The organism is Arthrobacter sp. ov407 (assembly GCF_900102895.1).
Classification (GTDB): Bacteria; Actinomycetota; Actinomycetes; order Actinomycetales; family Micrococcaceae; genus Arthrobacter.
Map to the genome: position 1 here is coordinate 59,970 of NZ_FNGD01000006.1, position 25,899 is coordinate 85,868.

At 63.4% G+C, this 25,899-nt stretch carries 22 protein-coding genes and 1 pseudogene; 13 read left to right on the forward strand and 10 right to left on the reverse strand.

Annotated elements, in window-relative coordinates; all coding sequences use genetic code 11:
• On the forward strand, positions 1–771 hold a 771-nt coding region (locus tag BLS42_RS09175), incomplete at its 5' end, for a PKD domain-containing protein (RefSeq protein WP_256336357.1).
• A 1,112-nt stretch (positions 772–1,883) separates the two neighbouring features.
• Here the strand turns inward: BLS42_RS09175 and BLS42_RS20200 are convergent.
• Positions 1,884–2,129, reverse strand: a complete 246-nt coding sequence (locus BLS42_RS20200; protein WP_176803310.1) for a hypothetical protein — start codon at positions 2,127–2,129, stop codon at positions 1,884–1,886.
• A 50-nt stretch (positions 2,130–2,179) separates the two neighbouring features.
• Between BLS42_RS20200 and BLS42_RS20565 the strand changes: the two are divergent.
• Both BLS42_RS20565 and BLS42_RS20570 read left to right on the forward strand, forming a co-directional pair.
• Positions 2,180–2,281, forward strand: a pseudogene (locus BLS42_RS20565) (DUF1565 domain-containing protein); the annotation flags it as partial.
• Between the two features lie 201 nt (positions 2,282–2,482).
• Positions 2,483–3,733: a right-handed parallel beta-helix repeat-containing protein gene (locus BLS42_RS20570; RefSeq protein ID WP_371129552.1), complete on the forward strand. Its 1,251-nt coding sequence runs from the start codon at positions 2,483–2,485 to the stop codon at positions 3,731–3,733.
• Positions 3,734–3,852: 119 nt separating this feature from the next.
• On the opposite strand, the gene BLS42_RS09190 is transcribed toward BLS42_RS20570, so the two are convergent.
• The 6 genes from BLS42_RS09190 to BLS42_RS09215 all read right to left on the reverse strand — a co-directional run bounded on the left by BLS42_RS09190 (position 3,853) and on the right by BLS42_RS09215 (position 10,160).
• Positions 3,853–4,875, reverse strand: a complete 1,023-nt coding sequence (locus tag BLS42_RS09190; protein ID WP_090579837.1) for a glycosyltransferase family 4 protein — start codon at positions 4,873–4,875, stop codon at positions 3,853–3,855.
• Positions 4,872–6,185, reverse strand: a complete 1,314-nt coding sequence (locus BLS42_RS09195; RefSeq protein ID WP_090579840.1) for a lipopolysaccharide biosynthesis protein — start codon at positions 6,183–6,185, stop codon at positions 4,872–4,874. The genes BLS42_RS09190 and BLS42_RS09195 overlap by 4 nt, the downstream gene beginning before the upstream one ends.
• A gap of 61 nt (positions 6,186–6,246) precedes the next feature.
• Complete coding sequence (locus BLS42_RS09200; RefSeq protein ID WP_256336358.1) at positions 6,247–7,350, reverse strand: glycosyltransferase family 4 protein; 1,104 nt, start codon at positions 7,348–7,350, stop codon at positions 6,247–6,249.
• 34 nt (positions 7,351–7,384) lie between these two features.
• Positions 7,385–8,119 carry a polysaccharide deacetylase family protein gene (locus BLS42_RS09205; RefSeq protein WP_090579844.1) on the reverse strand — a complete coding sequence of 245 codons (735 nt, stop codon included), beginning with the start codon at positions 8,117–8,119 and terminating at the stop codon, positions 7,385–7,387.
• On the reverse strand, positions 8,116–9,114 hold the full coding sequence (locus tag BLS42_RS09210) for a glycosyltransferase family 2 protein (protein WP_090579847.1): 999 nt from the start codon (positions 9,112–9,114) through the stop codon (positions 8,116–8,118). Before BLS42_RS09210 ends, BLS42_RS09205 begins: the two co-directional genes overlap by 4 nt.
• Complete coding sequence (locus tag BLS42_RS09215; RefSeq protein ID WP_143019168.1) at positions 9,111–10,160, reverse strand: glycosyltransferase; 1,050 nt, start codon at positions 10,158–10,160, stop codon at positions 9,111–9,113. Before BLS42_RS09215 ends, BLS42_RS09210 begins: the two co-directional genes overlap by 4 nt.
• Positions 10,161–10,280: 120 nt before the next feature.
• Here BLS42_RS09215 and BLS42_RS09220 point away from each other — a divergent pair, with 120 nt between their 5' ends.
• Positions 10,281–11,213: a glycosyltransferase family 2 protein gene (locus BLS42_RS09220; RefSeq protein ID WP_090579852.1), complete on the forward strand. Its 933-nt coding sequence runs from the start codon at positions 10,281–10,283 to the stop codon at positions 11,211–11,213.
• Here the strand turns inward: BLS42_RS09220 and BLS42_RS09225 are convergent.
• Positions 11,184–11,813: an arsenate reductase/protein-tyrosine-phosphatase family protein gene (locus BLS42_RS09225; RefSeq protein WP_090579856.1), complete on the reverse strand. Its 630-nt coding sequence runs from the start codon at positions 11,811–11,813 to the stop codon at positions 11,184–11,186. The two genes, BLS42_RS09220 and BLS42_RS09225, sit on opposite strands and share 30 nt — an antisense overlap.
• A gap of 30 nt (positions 11,814–11,843) precedes the next feature.
• Here BLS42_RS09225 and BLS42_RS09230 point away from each other — a divergent pair, with 30 nt between their 5' ends.
• Together BLS42_RS09230 and BLS42_RS09235 are read left to right on the forward strand one after the other, a co-directional pair.
• Complete coding sequence (locus BLS42_RS09230) at positions 11,844–13,520, forward strand: tyrosine-protein kinase domain-containing protein (RefSeq protein WP_090579859.1); 1,677 nt, start codon at positions 11,844–11,846, stop codon at positions 13,518–13,520.
• Positions 13,521–13,527: 7 nt separating this feature from the next.
• Positions 13,528–14,883: a hypothetical protein gene (locus tag BLS42_RS09235; RefSeq protein WP_143019169.1), complete on the forward strand. Its 1,356-nt coding sequence runs from the start codon at positions 13,528–13,530 to the stop codon at positions 14,881–14,883.
• A gap of 6 nt (positions 14,884–14,889) precedes the next feature.
• Here BLS42_RS09235 and BLS42_RS09240 read toward each other — a convergent pair whose 3' ends face one another.
• Positions 14,890–16,089, reverse strand: a complete 1,200-nt coding sequence (locus BLS42_RS09240; RefSeq protein ID WP_090579865.1) for a glycosyltransferase family 4 protein — start codon at positions 16,087–16,089, stop codon at positions 14,890–14,892.
• A 212-nt stretch (positions 16,090–16,301) separates the two neighbouring features.
• On the opposite strand from BLS42_RS09240, the gene BLS42_RS09245 reads away from it, so the two are divergent.
• The gene (locus BLS42_RS09245; RefSeq protein WP_090579871.1) at positions 16,302–17,738 is read left to right on the forward strand and encodes a glycerophosphodiester phosphodiesterase; all 1,437 of its coding nucleotides are present in this window, start codon (positions 16,302–16,304) and stop codon (positions 17,736–17,738) included.
• Between the two features lie 143 nt (positions 17,739–17,881).
• Positions 17,882–18,805, forward strand: a complete 924-nt coding sequence (locus BLS42_RS09250) for a PaaX family transcriptional regulator (RefSeq protein ID WP_256336361.1) — start codon at positions 17,882–17,884, stop codon at positions 18,803–18,805.
• A 2-nt stretch (positions 18,806–18,807) separates the two neighbouring features.
• Here the strand turns inward: BLS42_RS09250 and BLS42_RS09255 are convergent, their stop codons facing one another.
• On the reverse strand, positions 18,808–19,209 hold the full coding sequence (locus BLS42_RS09255) for a RidA family protein (RefSeq protein ID WP_090579874.1): 402 nt from the start codon (positions 19,207–19,209) through the stop codon (positions 18,808–18,810).
• Between the two features lie 257 nt (positions 19,210–19,466).
• Between BLS42_RS09255 and BLS42_RS09260 the strand changes: the two genes are divergently transcribed.
• The 5 genes from BLS42_RS09260 (at position 19,467) to BLS42_RS09280 (ending at position 25,885) form a co-directional block, all read left to right on the forward strand.
• Positions 19,467–20,339, forward strand: a complete 873-nt coding sequence (locus BLS42_RS09260; protein ID WP_090579877.1) for a fumarylacetoacetate hydrolase family protein — start codon at positions 19,467–19,469, stop codon at positions 20,337–20,339.
• A gap of 70 nt (positions 20,340–20,409) precedes the next feature.
• On the forward strand, positions 20,410–20,859 hold the full coding sequence (locus BLS42_RS09265) for a cupin domain-containing protein (RefSeq protein ID WP_090579880.1): 450 nt from the start codon (positions 20,410–20,412) through the stop codon (positions 20,857–20,859).
• The gene (locus BLS42_RS09270; protein ID WP_090579884.1) at positions 20,856–21,728 is read left to right on the forward strand and encodes an acyl-CoA thioesterase; all 873 of its coding nucleotides are present in this window, start codon (positions 20,856–20,858) and stop codon (positions 21,726–21,728) included. The genes BLS42_RS09265 and BLS42_RS09270 overlap by 4 nt, the downstream gene beginning before the upstream one ends.
• A 115-nt stretch (positions 21,729–21,843) precedes the next feature.
• A complete protein-coding gene (locus tag BLS42_RS09275; RefSeq protein ID WP_090579887.1) occupies positions 21,844–23,493 on the forward strand; it encodes an AMP-binding protein in 1,650 nt (549 codons plus the stop codon).
• Positions 23,494–23,503: 10 nt separating this feature from the next.
• Positions 23,504–25,885: a bifunctional salicylyl-CoA 5-hydroxylase/oxidoreductase gene (locus BLS42_RS09280; RefSeq protein ID WP_090579895.1), complete on the forward strand. Its 2,382-nt coding sequence runs from the start codon at positions 23,504–23,506 to the stop codon at positions 25,883–25,885.
• The last annotated feature ends 14 nt before the right edge of the window (positions 25,886–25,899 follow it).

A 25,899-nucleotide genomic window follows, 5' to 3' on the forward strand; every position in this document is an offset into this window, starting at 1 on the left:
GCGGCGGGTTCGGGTGTGGCTCCTTCGCACACGTATGCTGCGGCGGGCACGTTCCAGGTGAAGCTGACGGTGACGGATAACCAGGGCGGCACGGGTTCGGTGACGAAGCCGGTGACGGTCACGGCGACGGCTGCTCCGCTGGCACAGGATGGTTTTAACCGGACTGTAGCCAACGGGTTGGGCAACGCTGACATTGGTGGCAGCTGGACCCTCGCGGGAGGCAACACTAGCTTCGCGGTGAGCAATGGGAGCGCCAAGCTGGTCACAGGGAAAAGCGTCCAGCTCTCGGCCATCCTCGGATCTGTCTCGTCCACGTCATCCGATACCCAGTTCAGGATCTCGCTGGACAAACAAGCGGACGGAGGCGGTTTCTTTACGACAGTGATCGGCCGCCGAGTCGCCGGCGTCGGGAGTTATTTCAGCAAGGTCTGGATTACGAAGTCGGGAGCGATGACGTTGGAGCTGAAGTCGGCTGTCGGAAGCACCGAGACCAGCCTCAGAAACGTTCTCGTTCCCAACCTGGTGTACACCGCGGGTATGGAACTACAAGTGCGGCTGCAGGTGTCCGGAACCTCGCCGACTGTCCTCCAGTCCAAGGTATGGAAAGCCGTCGACTCGGAGCCCACAGCCTGGCAAGTCACGGCGACGGACGCCACCCCGGCACTGCAAACCGCTGGATCAGTAGGGCTAATAACGTACCTTTCTGCTTCGGCAACAAATGGTCCGGTCACGCTCACCCTCAAGGAATGGGTGACCAGGCGGCCAGAGTGATGCACCGGCTTAGCCGCTCGTAGCGGACGGCTGGTCCGGGTACCCAAGGGTGCCCGGACCAGCCGTTGTCGTTTTCACACCAATTTTCGGCTCCGTGGCGGGCTTGGCGGTGAGTTTCTGCTGGGCAGCAGCATTGATCGAGAGTGCTTCAGCATGTAGCCTATCGTTTTGCATCAGAAGTCCATTTTCACGTATCCGCAAATTCGTCTCGGAGCTGTGTCACTGGGTCCTGCTGGGGGGACTCGTCTGAAGGCGACTCGAAAATGCGTCTCGCGTATTGAAAATACAAAAAGCCCGCGAGTCCGTGAAACAAAAAAACAAACTCGCCATGGCTGCCACTACCCAGAGGAGCCCCTCTTTGATGTGCAAAAACACAGAAAATCCACCCGGTTTTAGCTGGCGAAGGAAATTTCTTGCTCCAGCGACAGGAGCCGCAACACTTGTTATGGCCGTGGCCGGCATCGCGCCGGCAGCAAGCGCCGCGGGCCCCTCTTCCGTGGTTGTCCGCGACTCCTATGCTCGGACCTCACTGGCAGGATGGGGTATCTCCGAGGTCGGAGGCGCCTACGAGGTTTACAATCCCTCCAAAGTCAGCCTCACCACCACGAACGGTGCCGCGAGGGTAAACGGGCTGCCACCTGGGCAATCAATGGCTGCCGCCCTTCCCTATGTCTCGGCTGCCGATGTCGACGTCCAGGGGACGTTGAGCCTACCTGTCGTTCCATCGAGCCAATTCGGCCTCTACCACGCCCTCTCATTCCGACGGCAAGCATCTGGTGCCGCATACCGCGGGCGCTTGGAAGTGATGAGCGGGGGCAAGCTATTCCTTGCCGTCTCCAGGGAGGCCAACGGTGCGGACGTTGGATTGGGCAAAGTGCAGTTGCCTAACGTAATGAGCGCCAATCAGAAGATCAACATCCAATATAGGGCCACTGGAACATCGCCGGTCGCGATTCAGGGACGTGCGTGGGTTGCAGGCAGCACCGCCCCGGCGTGGCAACTCTCTGTCACGGACTCCTCCGCGGCCCGGATCGCCGGCGCCGGATCCGTCGGCATTTGGGAATATATGTCCAGCGGCAACTCCTCGCCTGTCACCACAGTCATGGATGATTTCAGCGCTGTCGCAAACCCCGCTCCTGCGCCTGCGCCCGCTCCGGCACCGGCACCGGCACCGGCACCTGCGCCCGCGCCCGCTCCGGCACCTGCGCCCGCTCCGGCACCTGCGCCCGCTCCGGCACCTGCGCCCGCGCCCGCGCCCGCTCCGGCACCTGCGCCCGCTCCGGCACCTGCGCCCGCTCCGGCACCTGCGCCCGCTCCGGCGCCGGCCCGTGGAGCAGCAGCCGTCGGATCGACCGCATATGCGGCGCCTGCGGATGCACTCTATGTCGACGTCGCCAAGGGCTCGGACAGTTCTGCCGGCACCCAGGGTGCCCCATTGAAGACGCTCAACGGCGCCGTTGCCAAAGCTAAATCCGGACAGACCATTGTGTTGCGTCAGGGCACCTACAACGAGTCGATCAACGTACCGTTCCAAAAGTCATTGACCATTCAGTCGTACCCGAAAGAAGCCGTCTGGTTGGATGGATCGGTGCCCGTGACTTCTTGGCAGAAATCCGGCTCATCCTGGGTCACCTCGGGATGGACGCACGAATTTTCAAGCTCTATGGATGGAGTGGCTAACAACCCCAGGTTTGTGAATCCCGCCGAGCCCATGGCAGCCCGGCCGGACCAGGTCTTCCTGGACGGCGTTCAGCTCAAACAGGTCGGGTCTGCTGCACAGGTTGTGGCAGGAACATTCTTTGTCGACAATGCAGCCAACACGATCAGGCTAGGCAGCGATCCGGCCGGCCACGAAGTGCGGGCCAGTAATCTTGGTCAGGCCGTCTACTCACCTGCCACCAAGACGACGCTGCAAGGCATCGGCGTCCGGCGCTATGCCACGTCCTACGACGCGCCCGGAAGCGCCACCGTTGTCTTGGCCGCAGCATCCGCCGCCGCCCGAGACCTCGTGGTGGTCGACAACGCCATGACGGGCCTCGCGATCCACAACAATGACAGCGTCGCCGAACGGGTTACCGTGCAGCGCAACGGCATGTTGGGCATGGGCGTCAATGCAGCCTACGGATTAGTGATCCGAGACTCGATTGTCACGTTCAATAATACGGCGGGGTTCAAGCCCGCGCCGGTAGCCGGTGGTATAAAGGTAACCCGCTCGCGTGGCGTCACGATTGTGAATAACGATACGAGTAACAACCAGAAGAGTAGCGGGATTTGGCTGGATGAGTCCGTGTATAACGCCAACGTATCCAACAATATTTCCTCCTCAAACGGATATACAGGAATCCAGTTGGAGCTCTCAGACACGGCCATCGTTGCGAACAACGAAACCAACGGTCAGGAAACCGGCATACTGATTTTCGACACCGGAAACGTCAAGATTTTCAACAACAACGTGGGTGGAAACAGCCTGTTTGGCATCAGCTTGAGTCAGGATGAGCGCCGGCAGGCAATAGCGAGTTTCGCCGGACAGGATCCTCGGCAGCCCGCGGTTGATCCGACGGTTCCTTGGCTGACACGCAATATCGCAATTTCTAACAATGTGTTCGGTAATGGCGGGAGATTTCAGTTCTACGCGCTGGACAAAGCGACTAGGATTCCCGTGGACAATATGAATGTTTCCATTACAGGCAACCTCTTCAACAAACGTGTTGCCCTCACGGACCCGTGCATGGTTGCCTGGGGTGGTAATGATGGGAGCACGCTCGTGCGGTACGAGACGCCTAGCGCTCTAGCCGCGGCTAAGGGGACCGGGTGGAAGAACGCCATAACGGACGGCAGCCTTCCGATCGGTCAAATGGCCGCCCTGGCGTCGAAATCGGCGTCCATCGCCGTTCCGCTTCCGCAGGACGTTGCCAAGGCCATCGGTAAGCCAGCTGGCAGCATGGTCGTCGGCCGGTTCTGACCGGATGGAGTTGTCGCCGGGCACTCAAGCATCTCGCTCTGCGGCATCTCGTCCGTAGCTTTTCTTCAGTGCCGGGGCAGGCCGTGCGTTAAAGCCTGCCCCGGCTGGCACGGCTGCACCTAGAGGTCGATGATCTCGGAGATGCGGCGGGCTAAATGGGCGGTGGTCATGCCGTCCGCGACCTCCCGTTGTCCTGCGAGTCCCATCTGGTGCGCAAGCTGCGGCTGCTCCAAAAGCCGGGCTACCGCCGCGGCCAGGGCCTTATGGTCCCCCTGCGGCGTCAGGAATCCTGACACGCCGTCGTTGATGTAATCCTCGATGCCCGGCGTGCGGGTCATTACGATCGGACGGCCGGTGGCCATGGCTTCCAGGCTGACTGTCATTCCGGAGGCGTGCAGGTTGTTGGCCGTGGCGACGGCAACGACGCTCGCACGGGCATAAAGTTCCCGCAGCTGACGGTGGCTCACATGTTTGACCTTCTCCACCCCGGGGGGAGCGGGAAGCGGGGAGGCGCTCTGCACAATGATCTCGGCGAAAGGAAACCGCTCGTGAACCCCTTGGAGTGCGCGGAAGAGCGTAGCCGGATCACGGTGCCGGTCGCCACCGATGCTGAGCACCAATGGGCGCTCCGGATATGGCTGGGCGGCAAAGAACTCCTTGTCTACTCCAAACTTCACGAACTCGATAGGCGGGCAGCCCTTCCCCAGGACCCGCCGGAGTGGCTCAAGCTGCGCGCGGCTTAGAACCCACAGTTTCCTCATCTGCCGGAGGGCGGCACAGATTCTTTGGTGGGGGCCGTGAGGGTCGGCAATGACGGAATCGGGAAGCCAGATCACACCCGAGTACATGTGCCGGCGCGGCTCGGCGGCCACCATCAACCGGGCCGCATTTTCGTCCCATGTGACACCAATGTCTCCAGCCACGGCCCGCTGGGCGCGCAGCCGCACCGGAAGGGCCCGGGCCGCGAGCTTCTGGGGCAAAGTGGCGACCCGCAAATTTCTCGCCTCGACGTCCGCAGGAGGCTTGGACAGCGCCTCGAGTCCATACGGCCAACGACTGGGGACTTCCAGTTGTTGGTTCCGTTGCGCCCAAGCCTTGAGGTCGCGCTCTGGTGGGTACAGGACAGAGATGCTCTTTTTCATTTATTGACCCCTTCCAGTTGCGTCTCCGAGGGCTGTCGTTGCCGCTTCAGATCCCGTCGCACGTACCAAAAGTTGGGGATCACCTGGCAGAGGGCGACGGAGATTGCTGAGCCGATCACCGGGCCCCCGGCGCCCAGCAGGCCGATGAGGAACCAGGAAATCCCGAGGTTCAGCGGTACCAGAATGAGAATCGGAACGACTTGGAACCACAGCCCGCGCTGGTCGGTCATGTACATACCGATGGGATACTTCGCTGCCTGAAGGGTGACAAAAAGCACGAACCCGGCAACCAGCCACGGGTCCAAGGCGATTTGTCCCTCGGAGATGAAGGCGGCGAGCCAGGGCGACAAGGCAGCGAGTCCTCCGGCGAGGCATAGGCCGCCGATAACGAACCAGACTGTGGGCAGCGCCGGCGACTCGACCCTGCCCTCCGCTCTCGCCCGGGCGTAGATTGGCCACAGCGCCACTCCAGCCGCGGCAATAGTCTGCAGGACCAAGCCGAAGAGCTGCGAGGCGAGGTTGTACTGGGCAAGTTCGTCGCCTGTGGTGAGATGGCTCAAAAGCAGCCGATCAGTCTGCATGGCGATGGGCAACGCCGTCATCTGAATGATCACGGGCCACGCCAGGCCGAAGGCCGGTACGCCCGGGTAAACCCGGGGCTTCAGGACCCGGCGGAAGGCGAGTCCAAGTTGCGGCCGCACATGCCGGCTAGCCAGTACGAGGCACACTGCTGAAACCAGGCTGTTACCCAAGAAGGAGAAGACAGCCAAGAAGTTCCCGGCCGGCAGCGACAGTGCCGATACGGCTAGCACGCTCAACAGCATGAAGGGCGCAACCACCGCCTGGGCCGCGACTTGGCTGGTCGTGCGCCCCAGGCCCACCAAGATGCGTTGACCCACCACCAGTGGCATGAAGGCCCCAAAAATCCCAAGGCAGATAAAGGCTGCCGTGCTTCCCTCCGGTACGGCCAGACCGTTGCCCAGCAATGTCGGCCAGCCGTCAAGAAGTGTGACGAGGCCGGCCAAGGCGATAATGGTCAGTCCGGAAACAGACAGAATGCGCACAGCGGTGACCAGCGTCCGGCCAACTTCTTCATCCCTGCGGACCTCCTTTGAACCCGCCACGGCGTTGATGACTACCGCCGCGATCCCGAGGTCCGCGAACGGCAGGAGGGACGGAAAGGAGGCCAGGAGGCCGTACTGGGCATACGCCTCCGTGCCGAATTGGGCGATGATGAGGCGGCTTGTCAGCACTGCCAGTAAGCCCGAGGATCCCATGACCACTATCTTGGCGAGAGCTGCCCCGCCCACAACGGTCGACGTCCTTGGCGGGCCTCTTCGCTCCCCTGAACCGGTCTTTTTGGTCTTCCGGTCATTTAGCAATGGCGACCGCATCCGTCTCGAAGAGCCATGAATCGGCCGCGAGGCGTCCGTCCTGCTCGGGGAGGGTGGCGGTGACCTGGCTTCGCGGGGTGGCCATGTCTAATTGGTGCCTAATCGCTTCGGCCAACTCGACCGCGGAACATCCCGGTGCCAACACGGAATGGCGGTGCCCTGCCAGCCACGACGCCAGCCCTGTCTCGGTGGTGGTGACTATGGAACAGCCGTGTGCCAAGCCTTCGACGATGGGGAGCCCCACCTGCTCCCGCCAGATCGGCGTGGACTGCGAGGGGAGAACCAGGACCTGAGCCCGCCGCAACTGGCGGTGGATTTCGTCCCTAGGAGGGTCGATGACGACATCGATGGTCCTGTCCGCGGCAGCGCTGGCCTGTGCCTCCTGGGCCAGAGCGCCTTTGCCGATAATTGTCAGGCGGGCAGTGGGATTCTCGCGGCGAACTGCCGGCCAGGCTGCCAGCAGCAAGGGAAATCCCTTGCGTTCGGAAAGGTCCCCCAGAAAGAGCACGCGATGGCGGTCCCCGACCACTCCATGCTGACAGGAACAGGCTGCGGGAAGGGCCGGGATGACAACCTCTTTCCGGCGGGTCGACGACGGCAACAGCGCGCGGTAGGTTTCCCGGGCCGCCGCCGTGCCGAACGCCATCCGATCCACCCGTTTCCAGACCATGGCCGCGAGGCCACGCTCGATTTTCTTGCGCAGTGTTGACTTCCACGTGGGGTTACGCCGGTGTGCATACGGATCGGTGTTTCCGATCGCATAACTGACGACTAGGACTCGTTTGCCTCCGAGCAGCCTCCGGACGGCCAGCGCCAGCAGCGCGATCGCCGTGGCCGGCAGACTGGACAGCATCAGCGGCTCATTGATCTCCAAAGCAGTCAGTCTGGAGCGGGCCAGGATTACTGCCGCCTTAAGGGGGCCGGCCTCGATAAGCTCCAGCCCGTGTGCAAGATCCGCATCAAAGTCATAGCGTCGCCCGCGATATAGTATCGCCGCCGGTGCCAGCTGGTGGGCCCGTTCAAGGTGCGCGGTGCGGATGGACTCGTAAAGGCGGGCGCGTCTTAGTTTCATCCGTGTCATGGCCATAGCTTCAACCCACCTCCACTTTCCTGGTTTACCGTTTGAACCACGCCGCGAGCACAGGAGTTCCGTGTTTCAGGGCTTCCTTCAGCGCCCACGCGCCCAGGCCGGCGTCAGCGCAGGCATCGAGAATGCGGGCCGTAAGGTCTCCCCTGTCCACCGACGGAGAGGGGCCGTCGTCGACGCCGTCCGCCGGACCGGCGTGGCCGTCGTGGGCGAGCAGGATGGCTCCTGGACGCGCCCCGGCCATGGCCTGGCGGACACGATCCGCCTGCGAGGCCACCCTGGAATCCCAGCTGGTCGTTCCCCACATGACGGGCATAAGCCCAGCGGACTTTACGGCGCACCATGTGGCCAGTGTCTGGCGACCATAGGGGGGACGGATCCAGTCGACCTGCGACCCGGTCAGGTCTTCGAGTTCCGCCCGCCCATCCTTGGTCCTTTGCTCGACCTCGCGGGAGGAAAAGCCGGTGAGCCGTTGATGATCAAGTCCGTGGAGTGCGATTTCGTGACCGGCGGCGGCGACCTCGGCCAGCAGGCCGGGATGACGCCGCGCTCGGCTGAGCAGGACGAAAAAAGTAGCGGTAAGTTGCCTGTCATCGAGTACCTTCAGGATGTTGTCCGTCCCGCCAGGCTCCGGGCCGTCGTCATACGTCAGGACAATCCTCGGAACCGCCGTGTCGACGGCCACTACGGAGCCGACAAAACCGGAATGGGATCGGATTACGGGCTTAACCACCCGGCCCAGGACTCGCCGCACCTGCTTCATCTGCTACCCCACGTCCGCTGGACAGCTCGCCGCTTCCACCAGGAGTGCAGACGTGCTTCGCGAGCGTACTCACGATAGGCGACCCCGACCCCTCCGGCCAGCATGCCGGCCCCGCGATAAGCGGTGCGCAACCCCCGGGCCTGATGGCGGGGGGAATCGGCGATCATCCCGAACCCGAAGCGCAGCGAACCGCCGCACATGCGCAGCACGCCGCGCAAAACCGATCTCAGGCGGGCCGTCCCTTTCTGCATGGCCCTCTGCGCCGAATGGATGTCGACCAATGCGGCTGAATTTCCGTGACTCCACGCTCTCCGGAGCACCCATTCACGGGTGGTGCGGTCCGCGGGGACAAAATCAGTGGCCACGGATTCGTCGCACCAAAGGATCGTTCCGCCCGCCTGCACGAGCAGCCGACTGAAAAGAGTGTCCTCGCCGCCCGTGAGGCCGAAACTGTTGTTGAAACGTACACCGGCCTTCCGGACCTGGTGCATGTCGAGGAGCAGATTACCTGCGGCTGCCGCGGGTATCACCGTCCCCGTGGGCATCCTCCGCCGACGGAAGAAGGAACCAGCGGCGATCCACGGGTCAAGGTCAGCTTCAAACTGCGAGACCACCCGTCCCATGACGGCGGCCGGGCGGGATTTTCGCCACGTGTCCAACAGCGGCTCGAGCCAAAGTTCTTGCGGCTCCTCGTCGTCATCGATGAAGGCAAGCAAATCATGGTGTGCAGCTTCGTCCAATGCCCGATTTCGGCCAGCTGATATGCCGGGCATTGGTTCGGCCACGTATCGGATCAATTCCGAATTGAAGGCAAGAACAGTGTCCTTGGCGCTTTCCGCGGGATCATTGTCAATAACAACGATACTGGGCGAAATTGACCTGTTTGTGTCCTGGGCGAGTTCCGTCACGTGCTCGAGCATGGTTGCCAGGCCTCGCTTGAGCGTGGTGGGCCGCCGGTACGTCAGCACTGCAACGAGAAGCGTCTGCGGCTTCATGGGCGCACCGCCTTCTCGAGCACAGTGGCGTGCCCAGCGTCAGGAGCCAGTGCCTGTTCATAGGCTTCTTTGTGTGCCAACGAACCCTCGTGCCAGTCGCGCCTGCGAAGGTCCGGACGAGTGCGTGGGCCCTGCGCTGCAAGGGAGGCTAGGGTTCGGAGGATGCTCTCAGGCGTCAGCGCGCCGGTGTACTGAAATACCCAGCCCGGACCTACCTCCTCGGACAGCGCCTGGTTGACTTCATTGGCGGGAACCAGGACAGGTCGATCCAACGACAGGGCGGCCAGCGCTCCCCCCGAATTATGCATGAATCGGTAGGGGAGGACCACGAGCTCTGAACTGGTAATGGTGTCAACGAGTTCTGCATCGGAGACATAATCCAAATTCAGGCGAATCCGGGCGTCGCCCCGCGACAAGGCCGCTATCTTTTCCCCGAGTTCCGGTGTAGAGGGATTGCCTCCCAACCGAAGTGATAGCTCGGGGTGGGCTTTCGTCGTCTCTCGAAAGGCCTGGATCAGGTCCTCAACGCCCTTGTACCGCCGGATCAGGCCGACGTATCCGATTCGGCCGGGTATCTTTTCCGTCTTCGGAAAGTCGTGGAACCAGTCACGATAGTGGCCATGAGGAATTATGGTGCTGGGCCGGTCCGTGGGCAGAGGCGTTTCTGAGTTCAGTCGAATATAAAGCGTGGTTCGGCGGTCGACCAGACGCAACAGCAATACTTCAAGGACGGAGATGTCCTTCGGCAGTTCGATGTTGTGAATGGTCCGCACGATGGGGGTCTTGGTCAGAGCGAGCCGGCACAGCAGAGCCAGGGTGAGCACCTGCCGAACGAGTTTCTTCAGCGGACTGTGTCCACTGACCAAAATCTCGGGCCAGTGAACGTGGAAGACGTCGTATTTTCCGAGGAGCGCCACGCGCCAACTGAAATTCACCACGGTCACGCCGGGCAGCTTCCGCAGCCCGCGGGCCAGTTGAACGAGGTAGGGGTTGGTCGTGGAACGCGGCACAGGGAAAGACTGCAAGACAGCCAGTGAACTGTTCAATAGTCAACACCTCGTCGAATGAGCAGCATTGAAATCCATTACGCATGGGGCTTGGACGTATCCTCTCACAACGACCTTGAATTACTAGGCCACTTCTGGGCCAAAGGATAGTCTTCCCCTATGACGCCTTCCGAACTTCCGCCGGTGGCAATTGTGGTGGTGAACTATGGCTCCCATGAGCTCCTGGAAAGAAATCTCGTACCTGTTTCCGAGCACTCACCAGATGCAAGAGTCGTCATCGTGGATAGCTTCTCGGACGTCCCGGAGCGGGAAGCAGTCGTGAGATTGGCGGAGCGTCGCGGGTGGTTGACCGTGCTGCCTTCTACAAACGTGGGTTTTGGCGGAGGTATGAACCTGGGCGTAGCCAAGGCCTATCAGGCAGGTGCCCGGTTCTTTCTGCTGTTGAATCCGGATGCCGCGCTCAACGCGGAGAGTTTTCGCTCGCTGCGGGTCGAAGCAAACGCGGAGCCCATGACGCTGCTGGCGCCGAAGATTTTCCGACCCGACGGTGCGATCTGGTTTGATGGCTCCGACCTGGACCTGAACGATGGCTCAACCAGGGCGAGCCGAAAGAACTCCGCGGCCGCGCAGGAACGGAATGTTCCCTGGCTTACAGGTGCCTGCCTGATGATCAGCCACGAATTGTGGCAAAAAGTGGGCGGCTTCGATGAACGATATTTCTTGTATTGGGAAGACGTGGACCTCTCATACCGGGTTCTGGCCGCTGGCGCCCAAATCCGGGTCGTGCACGGCGCACCGGCCGTGCACGACGAAGGGGGCACCCACCCGGATGCGGCGGCAAACCCTGCAAACCGGGCCAAGTCGGCTATCTACTACTACTACAACGCCCGCAATAGGTTGCTGTTTGCGGGCCTGAACCTCGGACCTGACGTCCAACGTGCGTGGAAGCGCACGGCGGTCCGCGCGGCCCGCGACATTCTCCTGCGTGGGGGTCGACGGCAGTTCCTCCGGCCGCTGCCGCCGTTACGCGCAGCCGCTATGGGAACGTGGGACGGCCTCCGGTTAATGCGGGACGCCCAAAAGTCCCGCTAGGCTCGAACCGATAGCTTGACTCGCGAGGGCCACTTCCTCCAGTGTCTTCCGGTGCGCGCGCTCATTTCCCCAATGACCGTCCGCTATTTCCGCATGGGCGGTGAAATCTGAATGCCGGCGCGGGAAAATGGCGAAGGATGGCTTAGGGGCGACCAGCTTGCCGGCTCCTCGCATGTCATTCATTTGCCGGACAATCGAACCCACGGCCTTCTCCACGGCTCCCGGTCCGCCCTGGGGGCTCGGCACCCCCGCGGCAACCACGCTCCGTATGAAGGCGCTGGCCTCCTTTAGTGTGAAGGTTTTCTGCCTGGCCATCGGACGCAACTGAGCGACGGCGGCCCGGTGCCCGTAGGCGGCTACAAGGATAAGGTCCGAGTCGTCGACCAGCTCGGCAGTAAGGACCTGCGCACGGTGAGCGCCCGGGGCGCCTCCGCGGCCTGTCATAGCCGAGGCGTGTTCGCACATTGAGTGGTCAGGAATGGCCCCGGTGCCCGCGCTCTGGACGATTAGACCGTCGAGGCCCGGATGTCCTCGGAGAATAGCTTCGGCCAAAGGTGACCGGCATACGTTTCCGGTACACACAACGAGGATTGTGGACATTTGACCCCGCTTCCCGGATAGCAATGAACCATGACTGGATTCCAAGATAGGCCGAAAGACGGCTTCCACCAACCGGTGAGTCGACCTGGAGCAGTCGCGTTGCCTTTACCCAAGTTGCGCTACGGCTCGGTAACGCGTCTGGTCGGTCACCAAATGCAGGACGAAAAGTCATCTGCGTGCCCGTTTCGCGAAATGTATGCAAATACGGCAGCGTCGCGGATACTGTTGGCCATGGGTACCCAAGGAGAGGCTGGGGGGCGGATGGATTTTTCGGAGTACTTGGGAGCGCTGAAGCGGTGTTGGGTGCTCTTGTTCGTACTGACACTCTTGGGTGGCGCCGCTGGATTCGGGTATGCCCGAAGCACGCCTCCGATGTACAAGGCAAGTAGTAGTATTTTTGTTTCCACGCAGCGAGGTGCGACGCCGTCGGAATTGGTGCAGGGATCGACCTACACTCAAAATCTCATCCAGTCGTATGCGGAACTTGCAAGGTTGCCCTCTGTGCTGGAACCTGTCATTCTCCGCCTGCGGCTGACCACTACCCCGGAGCTGTTGGCCGATTCCGTTGCGGCTAGCGCCCCGCTGAATACAGTCTTGATCGAAATTACTGTTACGGATTCGTCACCAGAGCAGGCGGCCCTAATCGCCAATGCCGTTACTGATTCCCTGGCATCCACAGTCCAGGGAATTTCACCGAAAACTGCTGCGGGCACACCAGCGGTCGCCATGCAGCAAGTCGCTGAGGCTCAGGCGCCCAAGTTCCCGTTCGCCCCTAATACCAAGCTCCTGACCCTGACCGGGGCAGTCATAGGATTGGTGCTCGCGGCTATCTACGCCCTGGGCGGCGAACTGTTGGACACGCGAATTAAATCGTTGAAAGACCTCAGGCGGGTAACCGACCTTCCCCTTCTCGGCACAATACCGACCCGCCCGCGTCGCTCCAGTCCCGACGCGATCATTATGAGAATTGCCCCGCACGGACGCTCGGCGGAAGCCTACAGAAGGGTGGCGGCGAATCTTGAATACATCAATCCGGATGCGACCGTGCATTCGGTTGTGGTGACATCCGCCGTCGAGGGAGAAGGGAAGAGCTTGACTGCGGTTAACTTGGCCCTCGCCTTGAGCGAGAAGTTTGACCGTGTTCTACTCGTAGATGCCGATCTGCGGCAGCCGCGGATTGCCCACTACTGTCAGATTGAGGGGGCCGCGGGCCTCAGCAAGGTATTGGCTGGCACCGCCGAACTGAGGGACGTCATTGTGACCTGGAGCGGGATCGACATCCTGCCGTCCGGCACGGTGCCGCCAAACCCTAACCAACTGATTAGCTCCGAGGCCATGGCCGCACTTATTCGGACCTGCACGGCGGAATACGACATAGTCGTTATCGACTCTGCCCCGCTGCTTCCGGTAACGGACACGCTGCCGCTCTCCCGGATCACCGATGGCGCTGTGCTTGTGACCCGGGCATACGCCACTAGGCGGGGTTTGCTGGGCTCGGCCTTGGACGCGATCGAGGGGGTCAACGGCCACGTGCTGGGAATGGTGCTCAACGGTGTAAAGGCGCCCCGCAACGACCATTCTTACGGCTACGTCCCGGGCGGTCGACGGGCGGTTGCACGCGAAGGGCAAATGGCCCCTGCCAGCTCCGCAGGCATGCACCTTCCCGAGGGCCATAGCGACCCCGCGGGCGTGGCGACAGGGTCGTAGCCACAAAATGGCGGATATCCGAGCACGCGGCCCGTTCCGCAGTGCTATTGACTCGGCGCAACTTCCGGAGAAGGAAACGGCTTTGCGCTGGAAGCGGGCAACGTCCGTTGTAGCTTTCGTTCTGCTGGTCTTATTGGGCATGCGGCAGGAGATTAACCAGTTATTGACCCTTGGTGACGTTGCCGCCCTCGCACTCTGCCCGGTCTGGTTGTTCAGCCTGCGATTCTACCGGCGGGCGAGGAGCGTCATAGCGCTGGGCGCGATCGCACTCGTCATGGGCGTATTTTTGTCCGGTTTCAGCGCCCTGGACCATCAACTCGACCGAGTTAGCTACTTCAATAACGCGGTCACCCTCTGCTTTCTTTTGCTTTCCATTGGGGCGGTACTTTGGGCTCGAACGTTGATGCCTGATTGGCTGGTGGGACTCGGGTTCGGGGCGGGATTGTTTCTCGGAGTTTCCGGAACTGGGCGGGCAGCGGAGAACCTCTGGAAGTTCGGTTATGCCATCCCTTCGATCATCCTCGTGCTGTCATTGGTAAGTTATGCCAGCCGCAGATGGGATCGGGGCCAGCGCTTCATGGAAATGAGTGCGCTTCTAGGTCTGGCGCTCTTGTCTGGTCTGAATGACGCACGCTCTTTATTTGGCATGCTGATGCTGACGTTAGTGACAGTCATTTGGCAGCTGATTCCGCGGGGCAAGACTCTCCGGCGCGGAGCGGCCAAGACTTTGCTGCTTTTTGCCAGCATGATCCTTGTGGTATACAACCTGGGAACGAGCTTATTGGTAGAGGGTTACCTTGGCGCCAACGCTAAAGACCGCTCTATCGAACAGATCTCGTTGACAGGCTCGCTCTTGCTGGGAGCGCGACCTGAAATGGCTGCGACCGCCGCATTGTTTCAGTCCCAGCCGTGGGGTTTCGGTTTGGGAATCACGCCATCGCTGGACGATATTATGGTGGCGAAGACGGGCATGGCGGGGCTCCACTATGAGCCCAACAACGGGTATGTGGAAAAGTACATGTTTGGAAAGTTCTTTGAATTGCATTCGGTCATAGGGGACATGTGGGTGCTCTTTGGCATCGGTGGCGCGATCTTGGCGCTGGTGATTCTAACCCTGGTGATCCGTTGGATAGGGACATCGGTAGCACGGAGGCAGGCCAGCGGCCTCGTGCTATTTCTGGCCATCTTTACTCTATGGAATATGTGTTTCAGCCCGATGTACCCATCCGTGCCGACCATGGCACTGGCGGTCGGCCTCATTCTGTCGAGAAGGTCAGAGGCCCAGGGCCGCCCCGTCAGCGGTGGTTCCGCAGCCGCGTCCCGGGGTTTCGTGCTGTCCATGGACGGAAACCTGCCAAAGTAGCCCGGTTTACCGAACGACGGACCTCAACTCGGCTCGAATGCGCGCGCCGTAGCTTTCCGAACTGTGCCGGTCGAAGGCTTTAACTGCGTCGGACTGCGCATGATCCCGGTAGCTCGCCCAGTCGTCGATTACGCGCTCAATGGCCCCGGCCAGCGCCGCTGCGTCGCCGGGGGGAACCATCTGGGCGCTCGGGTAGTTGCCGGCCGCTTCGCGAAGACCGGACGTGTCACTGACAATGACCGGCCGGGCGGCGAGCAGGGCTTCAACGGCAGTATTTCCAAATGGTTCATCGAGTCTGGATGGCACGAGGACAATGTCGGCCCGCGCGATGCAGGGCCAGATGTCAGGCGCGAATCCATGGAAGGTCACGGCCTCTTCTAGGCCAAGGTCTTCCACGTGTTGGCGTAATTCGCTCTCGTACCACTCATAGCCAGGAAAAACACCCCCAACGATACTGAGGGAAGCCTTCACACTTTGCCTGTTGACAACACTCAGGGCGCTGATAGCCACGTCCACTCCCTTGCGCCACGAAAGTCGTCCCACGTAGAGAAGCCGAACAGGCTGCGTGAGTTCTGTGCGCGGCGTATCAGGGCAGGGTGGTCCCGGGACCCCGTTGTATACCACCGCGGTACGAACAGACAGCCGACGAACAGCAGACGTCAGTACCGAGGCACTGTATTTGCTGTTGGCAATGATCGATGTGGAAAGTAGGAGGGGCGCCGCCAGCAGAAACTTGAGGGCCCTGGGCGCAGAGCCTTCCGCTTCATGCACATGAGTGAGAACCGGCTTCCCGGACAGCCTCGCGAGGACGGACCATAGTGGAATCGTAACGGTGTTGACGTAGACGACGTCAGGGTTGCAGCTTCTCATCAAGCGCAGGCCGGCCGACATTCCCTTGGCACTCTGGACGACGAACAAGGCGAAGCCCCTTGGCTTCAAGATGCTTTTGCGCAGAACAGGGGTTGGGCAGATGGCCACGGTGGCCCCGCTCGCTTCGATCTTCTGCATCAGCGGGCCAGCCGAGGGTAATGCCACCGTCACTACGATTCCGCCGGCCACAAGCGCTTTGACACTTTCGAGTAAGACTCGGTCTGAACCGTAGAGTTCAGGACTCGGGTGGGCCACCAAAACGCTGCGGACGCGGCGGCCCGCAGATGACTCCTGTGCCCGGCGCGCTCCGAACGCGGTGAGGAAAGCGGAATTCACCCGTACTCCGATCGTCGGGAATTGATATGCCGTAACACCCGATGCCTTAGCGGGGGGGCGAGTACGATACACCCTATACAACTTCAGCCTCGCATCCCAGAGCCGGCGAACACGTTTGACCGGCACGCCCGAATGGTAGCGGCCGAAGCGGTTGATTACATGGCAGATAACAATCGAGAGGTGATGTGTTGGCCAAGAGTCCAGCCCGCCGCATGCCCATGACAGGTAGATTCGCAGCTGCTTCACGCCGGGAATTCCTGCTTTTGTCGACAGCGTCCCTCGCGCTTACTGCCTGCAGCGAACAACCGCCCAGCCCTGCTCCCATCAGGAAATACACTATTGAGAGCCTGCTTGGAACCACTCCTTTTTACATTGCGCATCGCGGATCCGGAGATAACTGGCCAGAACATACCGCCCTGGCATATTCGTCGGCGATTGCCTTCGGTGTCAAGGCCATCGAAATTTCGGTGTGCGCGACGGCGGACGGCGTTCTGGTCTGCCATCATGACACCAACACTCTGGAGTTGACCGGGCACGATCTGGAAATTTCGAAGCAGACGTATGCGACGCTCTCAGGACTCCGCAATGACGCCAGGCAGTGGCTGGGACCGGCCTCACAGCCGCAGCCTATTCCTCGGCTGAAGGATGTCCTTGATGCTCATGCTGCCACGCATGTTATTTTCATCGAGGACAAACAGGCGACCAATACCAAGGCGTTGCTAGACCTTATGGATAGCTACCCGGATTCCAAAAATCATTTTGTCTGGAAACAGCCAGCCTCGTCCAAAACTCGTGTGGAGGCCGCCGCCCGCGGGTACAAGACATGGGGATATTTCATGGACGGAAGCAGCGCCACCTACGACAAATACGCGCCGAATCTCGATTTCCTAGGCGTGTATCAAGCGGCGACCGACGCCGAAGTGACCGCATTGATGGTGTACGGAAAGCCAGTCATTGCCTGGGAAGTCCACACACGGTGGATGCGAGACCGGCTGCAGGCCTTGGGCGTCCGGGGACTTATGTGTTCAAACGTTCCGTACGTCACTAACGACGTGGCGCTACTTACCTCTGACACCTTTGCCTCCGGCAACCGGAGCGCCGGTGACCTGCCTTGGACCATTGGCTGGGACTTACAGCCAAAGCTGCTGGCAGGCGCCGGGTCCATCGAGCTGGATGACGGATCGGACTTCAGCTATTCCATGGGGTCGCTTTGTCCGGTTCCCTCGGACAACTATTCAATCACCTTCGATGTGCGGTGGCCGGGCCGTGTCCCGCCGGGTGAAGCACAAGCAGGCATCGCCTTCGGCCTTCACGACGACCGGCCGTACCGCCCCAATGTTCCCGGGACATCGGGTGGCTATCACCTGCTGATCAACGACGCCGGAAAGCTTGAGCTATACCGGCGCAGCGCGAACGGCGCCACCTCAGAGGTGGTCGCCGCATTGAACACAGCCGCACCCCAGGGAGGGCAATGGCTCAAGTTTTCCGTGACCGTGACCCCGGAGGAGATTCGGTGCTCGCGTCTGGACAGCGGAGGACAATCCCTATCGGCCGCCGACAACACCTACAGGGGTGGCTACCTGATGCTGTGCAAGGCCTATGACGGCGAGGACGCGGTGGAGTTCCGGTCGGTCTCCGTTACGGCCTGAGCTTGTAGCCCGGACCAGCCCAAGGTCTGGAACGCCCGCGGCCGGACGCGGCACGGCAACAGTTCGCGGAGCGTCATGGCCGTCGGGGCGCGCAGACCTCTATAGCCTAGATCCATGACTGTTCTCCCCAGGGAAGGCCGACGGTGGTAGAAGACCCAGCGCCGCCACTCGACGCCGAGCTGGATGCCGAGCCTGCCACCGGAAGCGCCGTTCCCCGGTTGACCCCGCGGCACCAGCAGCTAATCGTCACGATCTACGGCCTGTACGGGCGCTCCAACGGCGGCGCCCTGCCCGTCTCGGTGCTTATTTCCATGCTGGATGACCTTGGCGTCGAGTCTTCCGGGGTGCGCTCTTCCGTGTCCCGGCTCAAGCGCCGCGGTGTGCTGGAGAGTGTCAAGCTGGGCGGCGTGGCCGCCTACCGGCTGGCCCCCAACCTGGAGGATGTCTTCCAGGAGGGCGACCGCCGCATCTTTTCGCCCCGGCGTGCGACGGCGGCGGACCGCTGGCTCCTCATCGCCTTCTCCGTCCCGGAATCGCAGCGCCACCTTCGCCACCAGCTGCGCAGCATGCTGACCCGTATGGGCTTCGGTTCTGTGACCCCGGGGCTCTGGATTGCCCCGGGCAACACCTATGAGGACATCAGGCACCAGCTCGAGCGGACAGGGCTGACGGAATACGTGGAGTTCTTCAAGGCGGAGCACCTGACCGCCGAGGACGTCAAGGACAAAGTTTCCCGATGGTGGGACCTGCCGGCCCTGGAATCGCTTTACGCGGAATTCATCGAACGCTTCGCTCCGGTGCTGGAACGCTGGGAATCCGCGGCCGCGTCGGCGTCCGGGCCCGACGCCGACCGGGCGGCCTTCGCGGACTACGTCCAGCTCCTCACCCAGTGGCGCCGGCTGCCCTATCTGGATCCCGGCCTGCCCGAGGAGTTCCTGCCGCCAGGCTGGCACGGGTTGACCGCGGAGCGGATCTTCGCGGAACTGCACCGTCTCCTGAACGGCCCGGCCCGGCAGCATTCCGAGCGGCTGCTGGGGACCTCCGGGAGTTCCGGGACTGCCCAGTAGTCCTAGCCCTGGCCCGACACGACGGCGATGGCCTGGATCTCGATCAGCGCCTCGTCCTGCCAGAGCCGTGTGACGCCGACGCCGGCCATCGCGGGATAGTCGGTGCCCGCCATCTCGCGCCAGATCCGCCCGATTTCGCGGCCGTTCTTCTGGTAGTCCTCGACGTCGGTCAGGTAGATGGTGACGTTGACCAGGTCCGAGGGCATGCCCCCGGCCTCGGCCAGCGTGGTGAGGACGTTGGAGAAGCACTGGCGGAACTGCTCCACGATGCCGCCGGGAACAATCTTGCCGTTGCTGTCCATGGCCGTCTGGCCGCCCAAGTACACGGTGTTGCCGGCCAGGATGCCGTGGGCGAAGCCGGAGGGCTTGGCCAGGGCTGCGGGGTTGATGACCTTGTGGTTCATGGTGGCTCCTCATTGAGTCGGCGGTGCTTTGGTGAATGCGAGCGTAACTGCGGGCCGGTCGGCGTCGGACGGGCGTCGGGCCGGTGGCCGGATTCGGAGCAGCGGCCGGGTCTACCCAAACCGGTGAATCCGTGTTAACTTGAGCATATGTGACGACCGTAAAAATGTCGACATACCCGCTGGGGGATGGCGCACTGGACACGTCACCGGAATCGGCAAAGGCGCCGGTTTCGCCGTCGAACCGGAAGTGAAGAAACATGCGCCTTGCGACCGTTATTACGGCAGTCCGCGACGCCAAGGGCGGTCCTGCCACCCGCGCCGCCGTGCAGTCGGGGGACCGGTTTGTGCTGCTGGCCGCACAGGACCTCAGCGAACTGCTGGGAAGCGCCGGCTGGCGGGAGGAGGCAGCCGCTGCCGTTGCCGCCGCGGAAACCGCTGGCGGCATCCCGGGCGACTCCATCCCCGTAGACGCCGCCCGGTTCGGCACCGTGCTGCCGCGCCCGTCCAAGGTCATCTGCTGTGGCCTGAACTACGCGGACCACATTGCGGAAATGGGCCGGGAGCTGCCCGAATACCCCACCCTGTTCGCCAAGTACGCGGACACCCTGATCGGCGACGGCGACGTCATCGACGCCGCGGGGCACGGCGCCCGGCTGGACTGGGAGGCGGAACTGGCGGTCGTCGTTGGCGCCCAGCTCAAGAATGCCTCGCCGGAGGAAGCCTCCGCCGCGATCGCCGGCTACACCGTGGCGAACGATATCTCCATGCGCGACTGGCAGAGCCGCACCCTGCAGTGGTTCCAGGGCAAGGCCTTCGACCGCACCACCCCGCTGGGACCCGTGCTTGTGACTCCGGACGAATGTGACCCCGAAGCCGGCGTTCGGGTCCGTTGCCTGGTCAACGGCGAGGAGGTCCAGAACGGCAGCACCAAGACACTCGTCTTCACCGCGGCCGCCCTGCTGTCCTATATCTCCACCTTCACCAGGCTGAGCCCCGGCGACGTCGTCCTCACCGGCACCCCCGGCGGCGTCGGCATGGGCGCCATTCCGCCGCGCTTCCTGCGCGACGGCGACGTCGTCAGCACCGAGGTCGAGGGCATCGGCACGCTCACCAACACGGTCCGTCTCTGACGCCTCCGGCTCCCACCCAACACCACCCCGCGGCGGCAACCCAGGCTGCCGCCGACAGAGAGGAAACACCATGACCGAACAGATTGCCGATCAGCTGACAGAGCAGGTTGTCCCCGTCGTGACCCGCAAGGGTGCTGAGCACCGCGACACCGGCCAGTCCGGCGGAGCCGTCCGGATCTCCGGCGTCAGCCCGCAGCACACCCCTGCTACGAAGATTTGGTACGGCCAGGTCAGCAACGAACCCGGCTACCGCTCCTTCCCGCACCACCACGGCGAGGCCGAGACCGGCGGCTACGTGCTGCGCGGCCACGGCCGGATCTACTTCGGCGAGGACTACAAGGAGTTCATCGACATGACCGAGGGCGACTGGGTTTTTGTCCCGCCGTACATGCCGCACGTGGAAGCCAACATGAGCATCACCGAGGAACTCGTCTGGCTCACGGCGCGCACCCCGGAGAACATTGTGGTGAACCTCGACGACGTCGACGATTCCGTCCTCGCTGGGTACCGCCGGGCATGACCCCGACGTCGGAGATCCTGCTGTCCGCCCTCGAGCTGACGCCTGTGGAGCCGGACTTCCTCGACGAGGCCTACACCGCCACGACGCAGTACGTGCCGTGGCCCAAGGCTTACGGCGGCGACATGGTGGCCCAGGCCGCGGCCGCAGCAATGCGCTCGGTGGGGGATGACCGCTCGCTGCACTCGATGCACAGCTACTTCATGCGGCCGGCGGACATCGGCGCCGAGGTCCGCTATGAGGTGGAGCGGCTCCGCGACGGAAGGGGCTACTCCACCAGGCAGGTCCGCGCCTACCAGGGCGGCAAGACCGTCTACGTGGCCATGGCCTCCTTCCACGCGGAGGAATCCGGCGAGGAATTCGCCCGTGCCATGCCGGCGGCGATCCCGGATCCGGAGTCGCTGCCGTCCTCCGCCGACGTGCTTGACGGCGTCGAGGGCGATGCCGCGGCCTACTGGTCCGGCGGCCGCAGCTTCGACATGCGGCATGTGCCGGGCGCCGTCTACCTCAGTGTTGAGGGGGAGCAGGTGCCGCACCAGGCAGTCTGGGTGAAGGCCTTCGACCGGCTGCCGGATGACCCGGACCTGCAACGGGCGGCGCTGGCCTACGTCTGCGACTACACCATCCTGGAACCGGTGCTCCGGGTGCACGGCTACGCCTGGGGCGACCCGGGCCTGGTCACGGCCAGCCTGGACCACGCCATGTGGTTCCACCGTGAAGGCCGGGTGGACGACTGGTTGCTGTACGTCCAGGAAGCTGTCTCCGCCCAGGCCAGCCGCGGCCTGGCGCAGGGTCACTTCTACGACCGGCAGGGCCGGCTCCTGGCCACCGTGGTCCAGGAAGGCATGATCCGGATGTCGACTGCTCCATAACTGCCCTTTAGCGTCGCCATAACGGCCGTTACGGAGCAATCGATGAGCCGTTCCACCTCTTATGAATGACCTCTTACCAGTGACCTCTTATCAAGGACGATACGAAAGGTTTGCAATGGAACTGACGCCCTCGGCGCACCAGGACACCTTTGCGCGTGACAATCTGCCGCCGGCGGAGCAGTGGCCCGCGCTGGAGTTCATCCTCCCGGAACTGCAGTACCCGCAGCAGCTCAACGCCGCCACCGTGCTGATTGACGACGCCGTCCGCAGCTTTGGTGCCGAGCGGCCGGCCCTGCTCACCCCGGACGGCAACGCCTGGAGCTACGGTGAGCTGCAGCGCCACGCCAACCAGGTGGCCCAGGTCTTGGTCGAGGACTTGGGGGTGGTCCCCGGGAACCGCGTGATGCTGCGCTCGCCGAACAACCCGTGGCTCGTCGCGGCGTGGCTCGGCGTGCTCAAGGCCGGCGCCGTGGTGGTCACGATCATGCCGGCACTGCGCGCCAACGAGATCCGGGCCCTGCTGGAGCTGACCCGACCGGCCGCCGCCCTGTGCGACAGCCGGTTCCTGGACGACCTGGCCGAGGCAGCCGGAAACGACGTGCCGGTGCTGGCCATGGGGGGCAGCACCGGCACGGACCTCGTGGCCCGCTGTGCTGCCAAGAGCGGCGAGTTCAGCGCCGTCCCGACGGCGGCGGACGACGTCGCGCTGCTCGGCCCGACGTCGGGCACCACCGGGACGCCGAAGATCACAATGCACTTCCACCGCGACATTCTCGCCAACGCGGACACCTTCGCCCGGCACATCCTCCAGCCGACGCCGGAAGACGTCTTCGCGGGGTCCCCGCCGCTGGCCTTCACCTTCGGGCTGGGCGGCCTTGTGGTCTTCCCGTTGCGTTTCGGGGCCGCCGCGCTGCTGACCGAACGCGCCACGCCGCTCGAACTGGCGCAGGCCGTGCACGCAGCGAAGGCCACCATCCTGTTCACCGCACCCACGGCCTACAAGGCGATCCTCAAGGAAGGCGCCGAAGGGCTCCTCGCCACGCTGCGCACGGCCGTCTCGGCCGGCGAGCACCTGCCGGCCGAAACCTGGCGCGCGGTCCATGAACGCACCGGCCTGAAGCTGGTCAACGGCATCGGTGCCACCGAAATGCTGCACGTCTTCATCTCCGCGGCGGGGGAGGACATCCGCGCCGGCGCCACCGGCACGGCCGTCCCCGGTTACCGCGCCACGATCCTGGACGATGACGGCCGGGAACTCGGCCCGAACGCCGTCGGACGCCTTGCCGTCATCGGCCCCACCGGCTGCCGCTACCTCAACGATTCGCGCCAGCTGGACTACGTCGTCAACGGCTGGAACGTCACCGGCGACACCTTCCGCCGTGACGACGACGGCTACTTCTACTACCAGGCCCGCTCCGACAACATGATCGTGTCCTCCGGCTACAACATCGGCGCCCCGGAGGTCGAAGCCGCGATTGACCAGCACCCGGACGTGATGGAAAACGCCGTCGTCGGCAAGCCCGACCCGGACCGGGGCAGCGTTGTCTGCGCCTTCATCGTGCTGCGCGAGGGCGTCGGGGCCGATGACGCGAAGCGCAAGGAAATCCAGGACTTCGTCAAGCGGACCATCGCCCCGTACAAGTACCCGCGCCAGGTGCACTTCGTTGACGGCCTGCCCCGCAATCCCAGCGGCAAACTCCAGCACTTCCGGCTGCGCGAGCAGCTGGCCGCTGACACCGCCACCCCCGAACACCAGAACGCTTGAGAGGCACCACATGAAAATCGCAATCATCGGCGGCGGCCCGGGCGGACTGTACTTCGCCGCCCTCATGAAACAGCTGGACCAGAAACACGAGGTCACCGTCTGGGAACGCAACGCCGCGAGCGACACGTTCGGCTTCGGCGTCGTCTTCAGCGACGAGACGCTCGGCGGAATCGGCAACGCGGACACCGTGATCGCGGAGTACATGTCCGAGCGCTTCGCCCGCTGGACCGACATCGACATCCACTTCAAGGGTGGGCAGCACACTGTCGGCGGGCAGGGCTTCGCCGCCATGAGCCGGAAAGAGCTGCTCGAGCTGCTGCAGCGCCGCTGCGCCGAACTCGGCGTCGACCTGCGCTTCAGCACGCTGGCGCCGGATGTTGAGGAACTCAGCCGGGACTACGACCTGGTCCTCGCCGCGGACGGCCTGAACTCCGCCGTCCGCTCCCGTTTCGCCGAGGTGTTCCGGCCCAGCCTGGACGTCCGCCAGTCCAAGTACATGTGGCTGGGCACCGACCTCGTCTTTGAGGCGTTCAAGTTCTTCGTCAAGGACACCGAGCACGGCGTCATGCAGATCCACGGCTACCCGTACTCGGACGAGGGCAGCACCTTCATCGTCGAAATGCACGAGGACGTCTGGCGCAACGCCGGATTCGACGCCACTGAGGACCAGGCCTTCCGGCCCGGCGAAAGCGACGAGGCGGCGGTAGAGGCGATCCGTGCCATCTTCGCCGAGGAGCTTGAGGGCCATGAAGTCTTGGTCAACAACTCCAAGTGGATTAACTTCACCACGGTCCGCAACGAGTCCTGGCGGCACGGCAACATCGTGCTCCTCGGCGATGCCGCCCACACAGCGCACTTCTCCATCGGCTCCGGCACCAAACTGGCCATGGAGGACTCCCTCGCCCTGGCGGCCTGCCTGCACGAGCACGCCGAGCTCGGGGCCGCCCTGGAAGCCTACGAAACCGAGCGCCGCCCCGTGGTCGAATCCACCCAGCGCGCCGCCCAGGCGTCGCTGGAATGGTTCGAGAACATCGGCATGTACAAGGACCAGAACCCGGTACAGTTCTGCTTTAACCTGCTCACCCGCAGCCGCCGGATCACCTACGACAACCTCAAGCTGCGCGATCCCGAGTTCGCGGCCCGGGTGGACGAGGAATTCGCCCGCACGCAGGGCATCGCGGGCAGTGCCCCTGCCATGTTCCAGCCGTACCGGATCGGCGGGCTGGAGCTGAAGAACCGGATCGTCGTTTCACCGATGGACATGTACTCCGCGACAGACGGCGTCCCGGGCAACTTCCACTTGGTCCACCTCGGCGGCAAGGCCCTCGGCGGCGCCGGCCTGGTCATGACCGAGATGGTCTGCGTCTCCGAGACCGGCCGCATCACGCCCGGTTGCAGCGGCCTCTACAACGAGGCCCAGCAGGAGAGCTGGCGCGCGATCGTCGAGTTCGTGCACCACCGCTCGACGGCGGCCATCGGCGTCCAGCTTGGCCATTCCGGCCGTAAGGGCTCCACCAAACTCATGTGGGAAGGCATCGACGAGCCGCTCCCCGAGGGCGGCTGGGAGCCGGTGGGCCCCTCGGCCATCCCGTACGGCTCCGGCAACCCGGCGCCGCGAGAAATTGGCCGCGCTGAAATGGACCAGGTCCGGGACGAGTTCGTCGCCGCGACAGTCCGTGCGGCCGCTTCGGGCTTCGACCTCTTGGAGCTGCACTGCGCGCACGGCTACCTGCTCTCCTCCTTCCTCTCGCCGCTGGCCAACCGGCGCAGCGACGAATACGGCGGATCACTGGAGAGCCGGCTGCGCTACCCGCTGGAGGTGTTCGACGCCGTCCGCGCCGCCTGGCCGGCGGACAAGCCACTGACCGTGCGGCTTTCGGCGACGGACTGGGCCCCGGGAGGCAACGACGAGCACGACGCCGTCGCGATTGCCCGGGCCTTCGTGGAGCACGGCGCCGACGGGGTGGACGTCTCCTCCGGCCAGGTGGTCAAGGAGGAGACGCCAGCCTACGGCCGCAGCTACCAGACGCCGTTCGCGGACCGGATCCGGCAGGAAGTGGCGCACAAGGCAGGCGTCGCCGTAATCGCGGTGGGGGCGGTGTCCTCCTACGACGACGTCAACTCAATCCTGCTGGCAGGCCGCGCGGACCTCTGCGCCCTCGGCCGCACGCACCTGTTTGATCCGCAGTGGACCCTGCATGCGGCGATCGAGCAGGACTACCGGGGGCCCGGCGCCGACTGGCCGCAGCAGTTCCGGGCCGGCAGCCGGAAGCCGCCGGCGGCCCGCACCGACGCGGTCCGGCCCCGGCTGGCGCTCGTGCGGGAGCCGGAGGCCGCCGAACTGCCGACGCACCTGCGCTGGACGCCGGCCAAAGTACCGGCGTCGGTCTAGCGCTGGACGGCGCG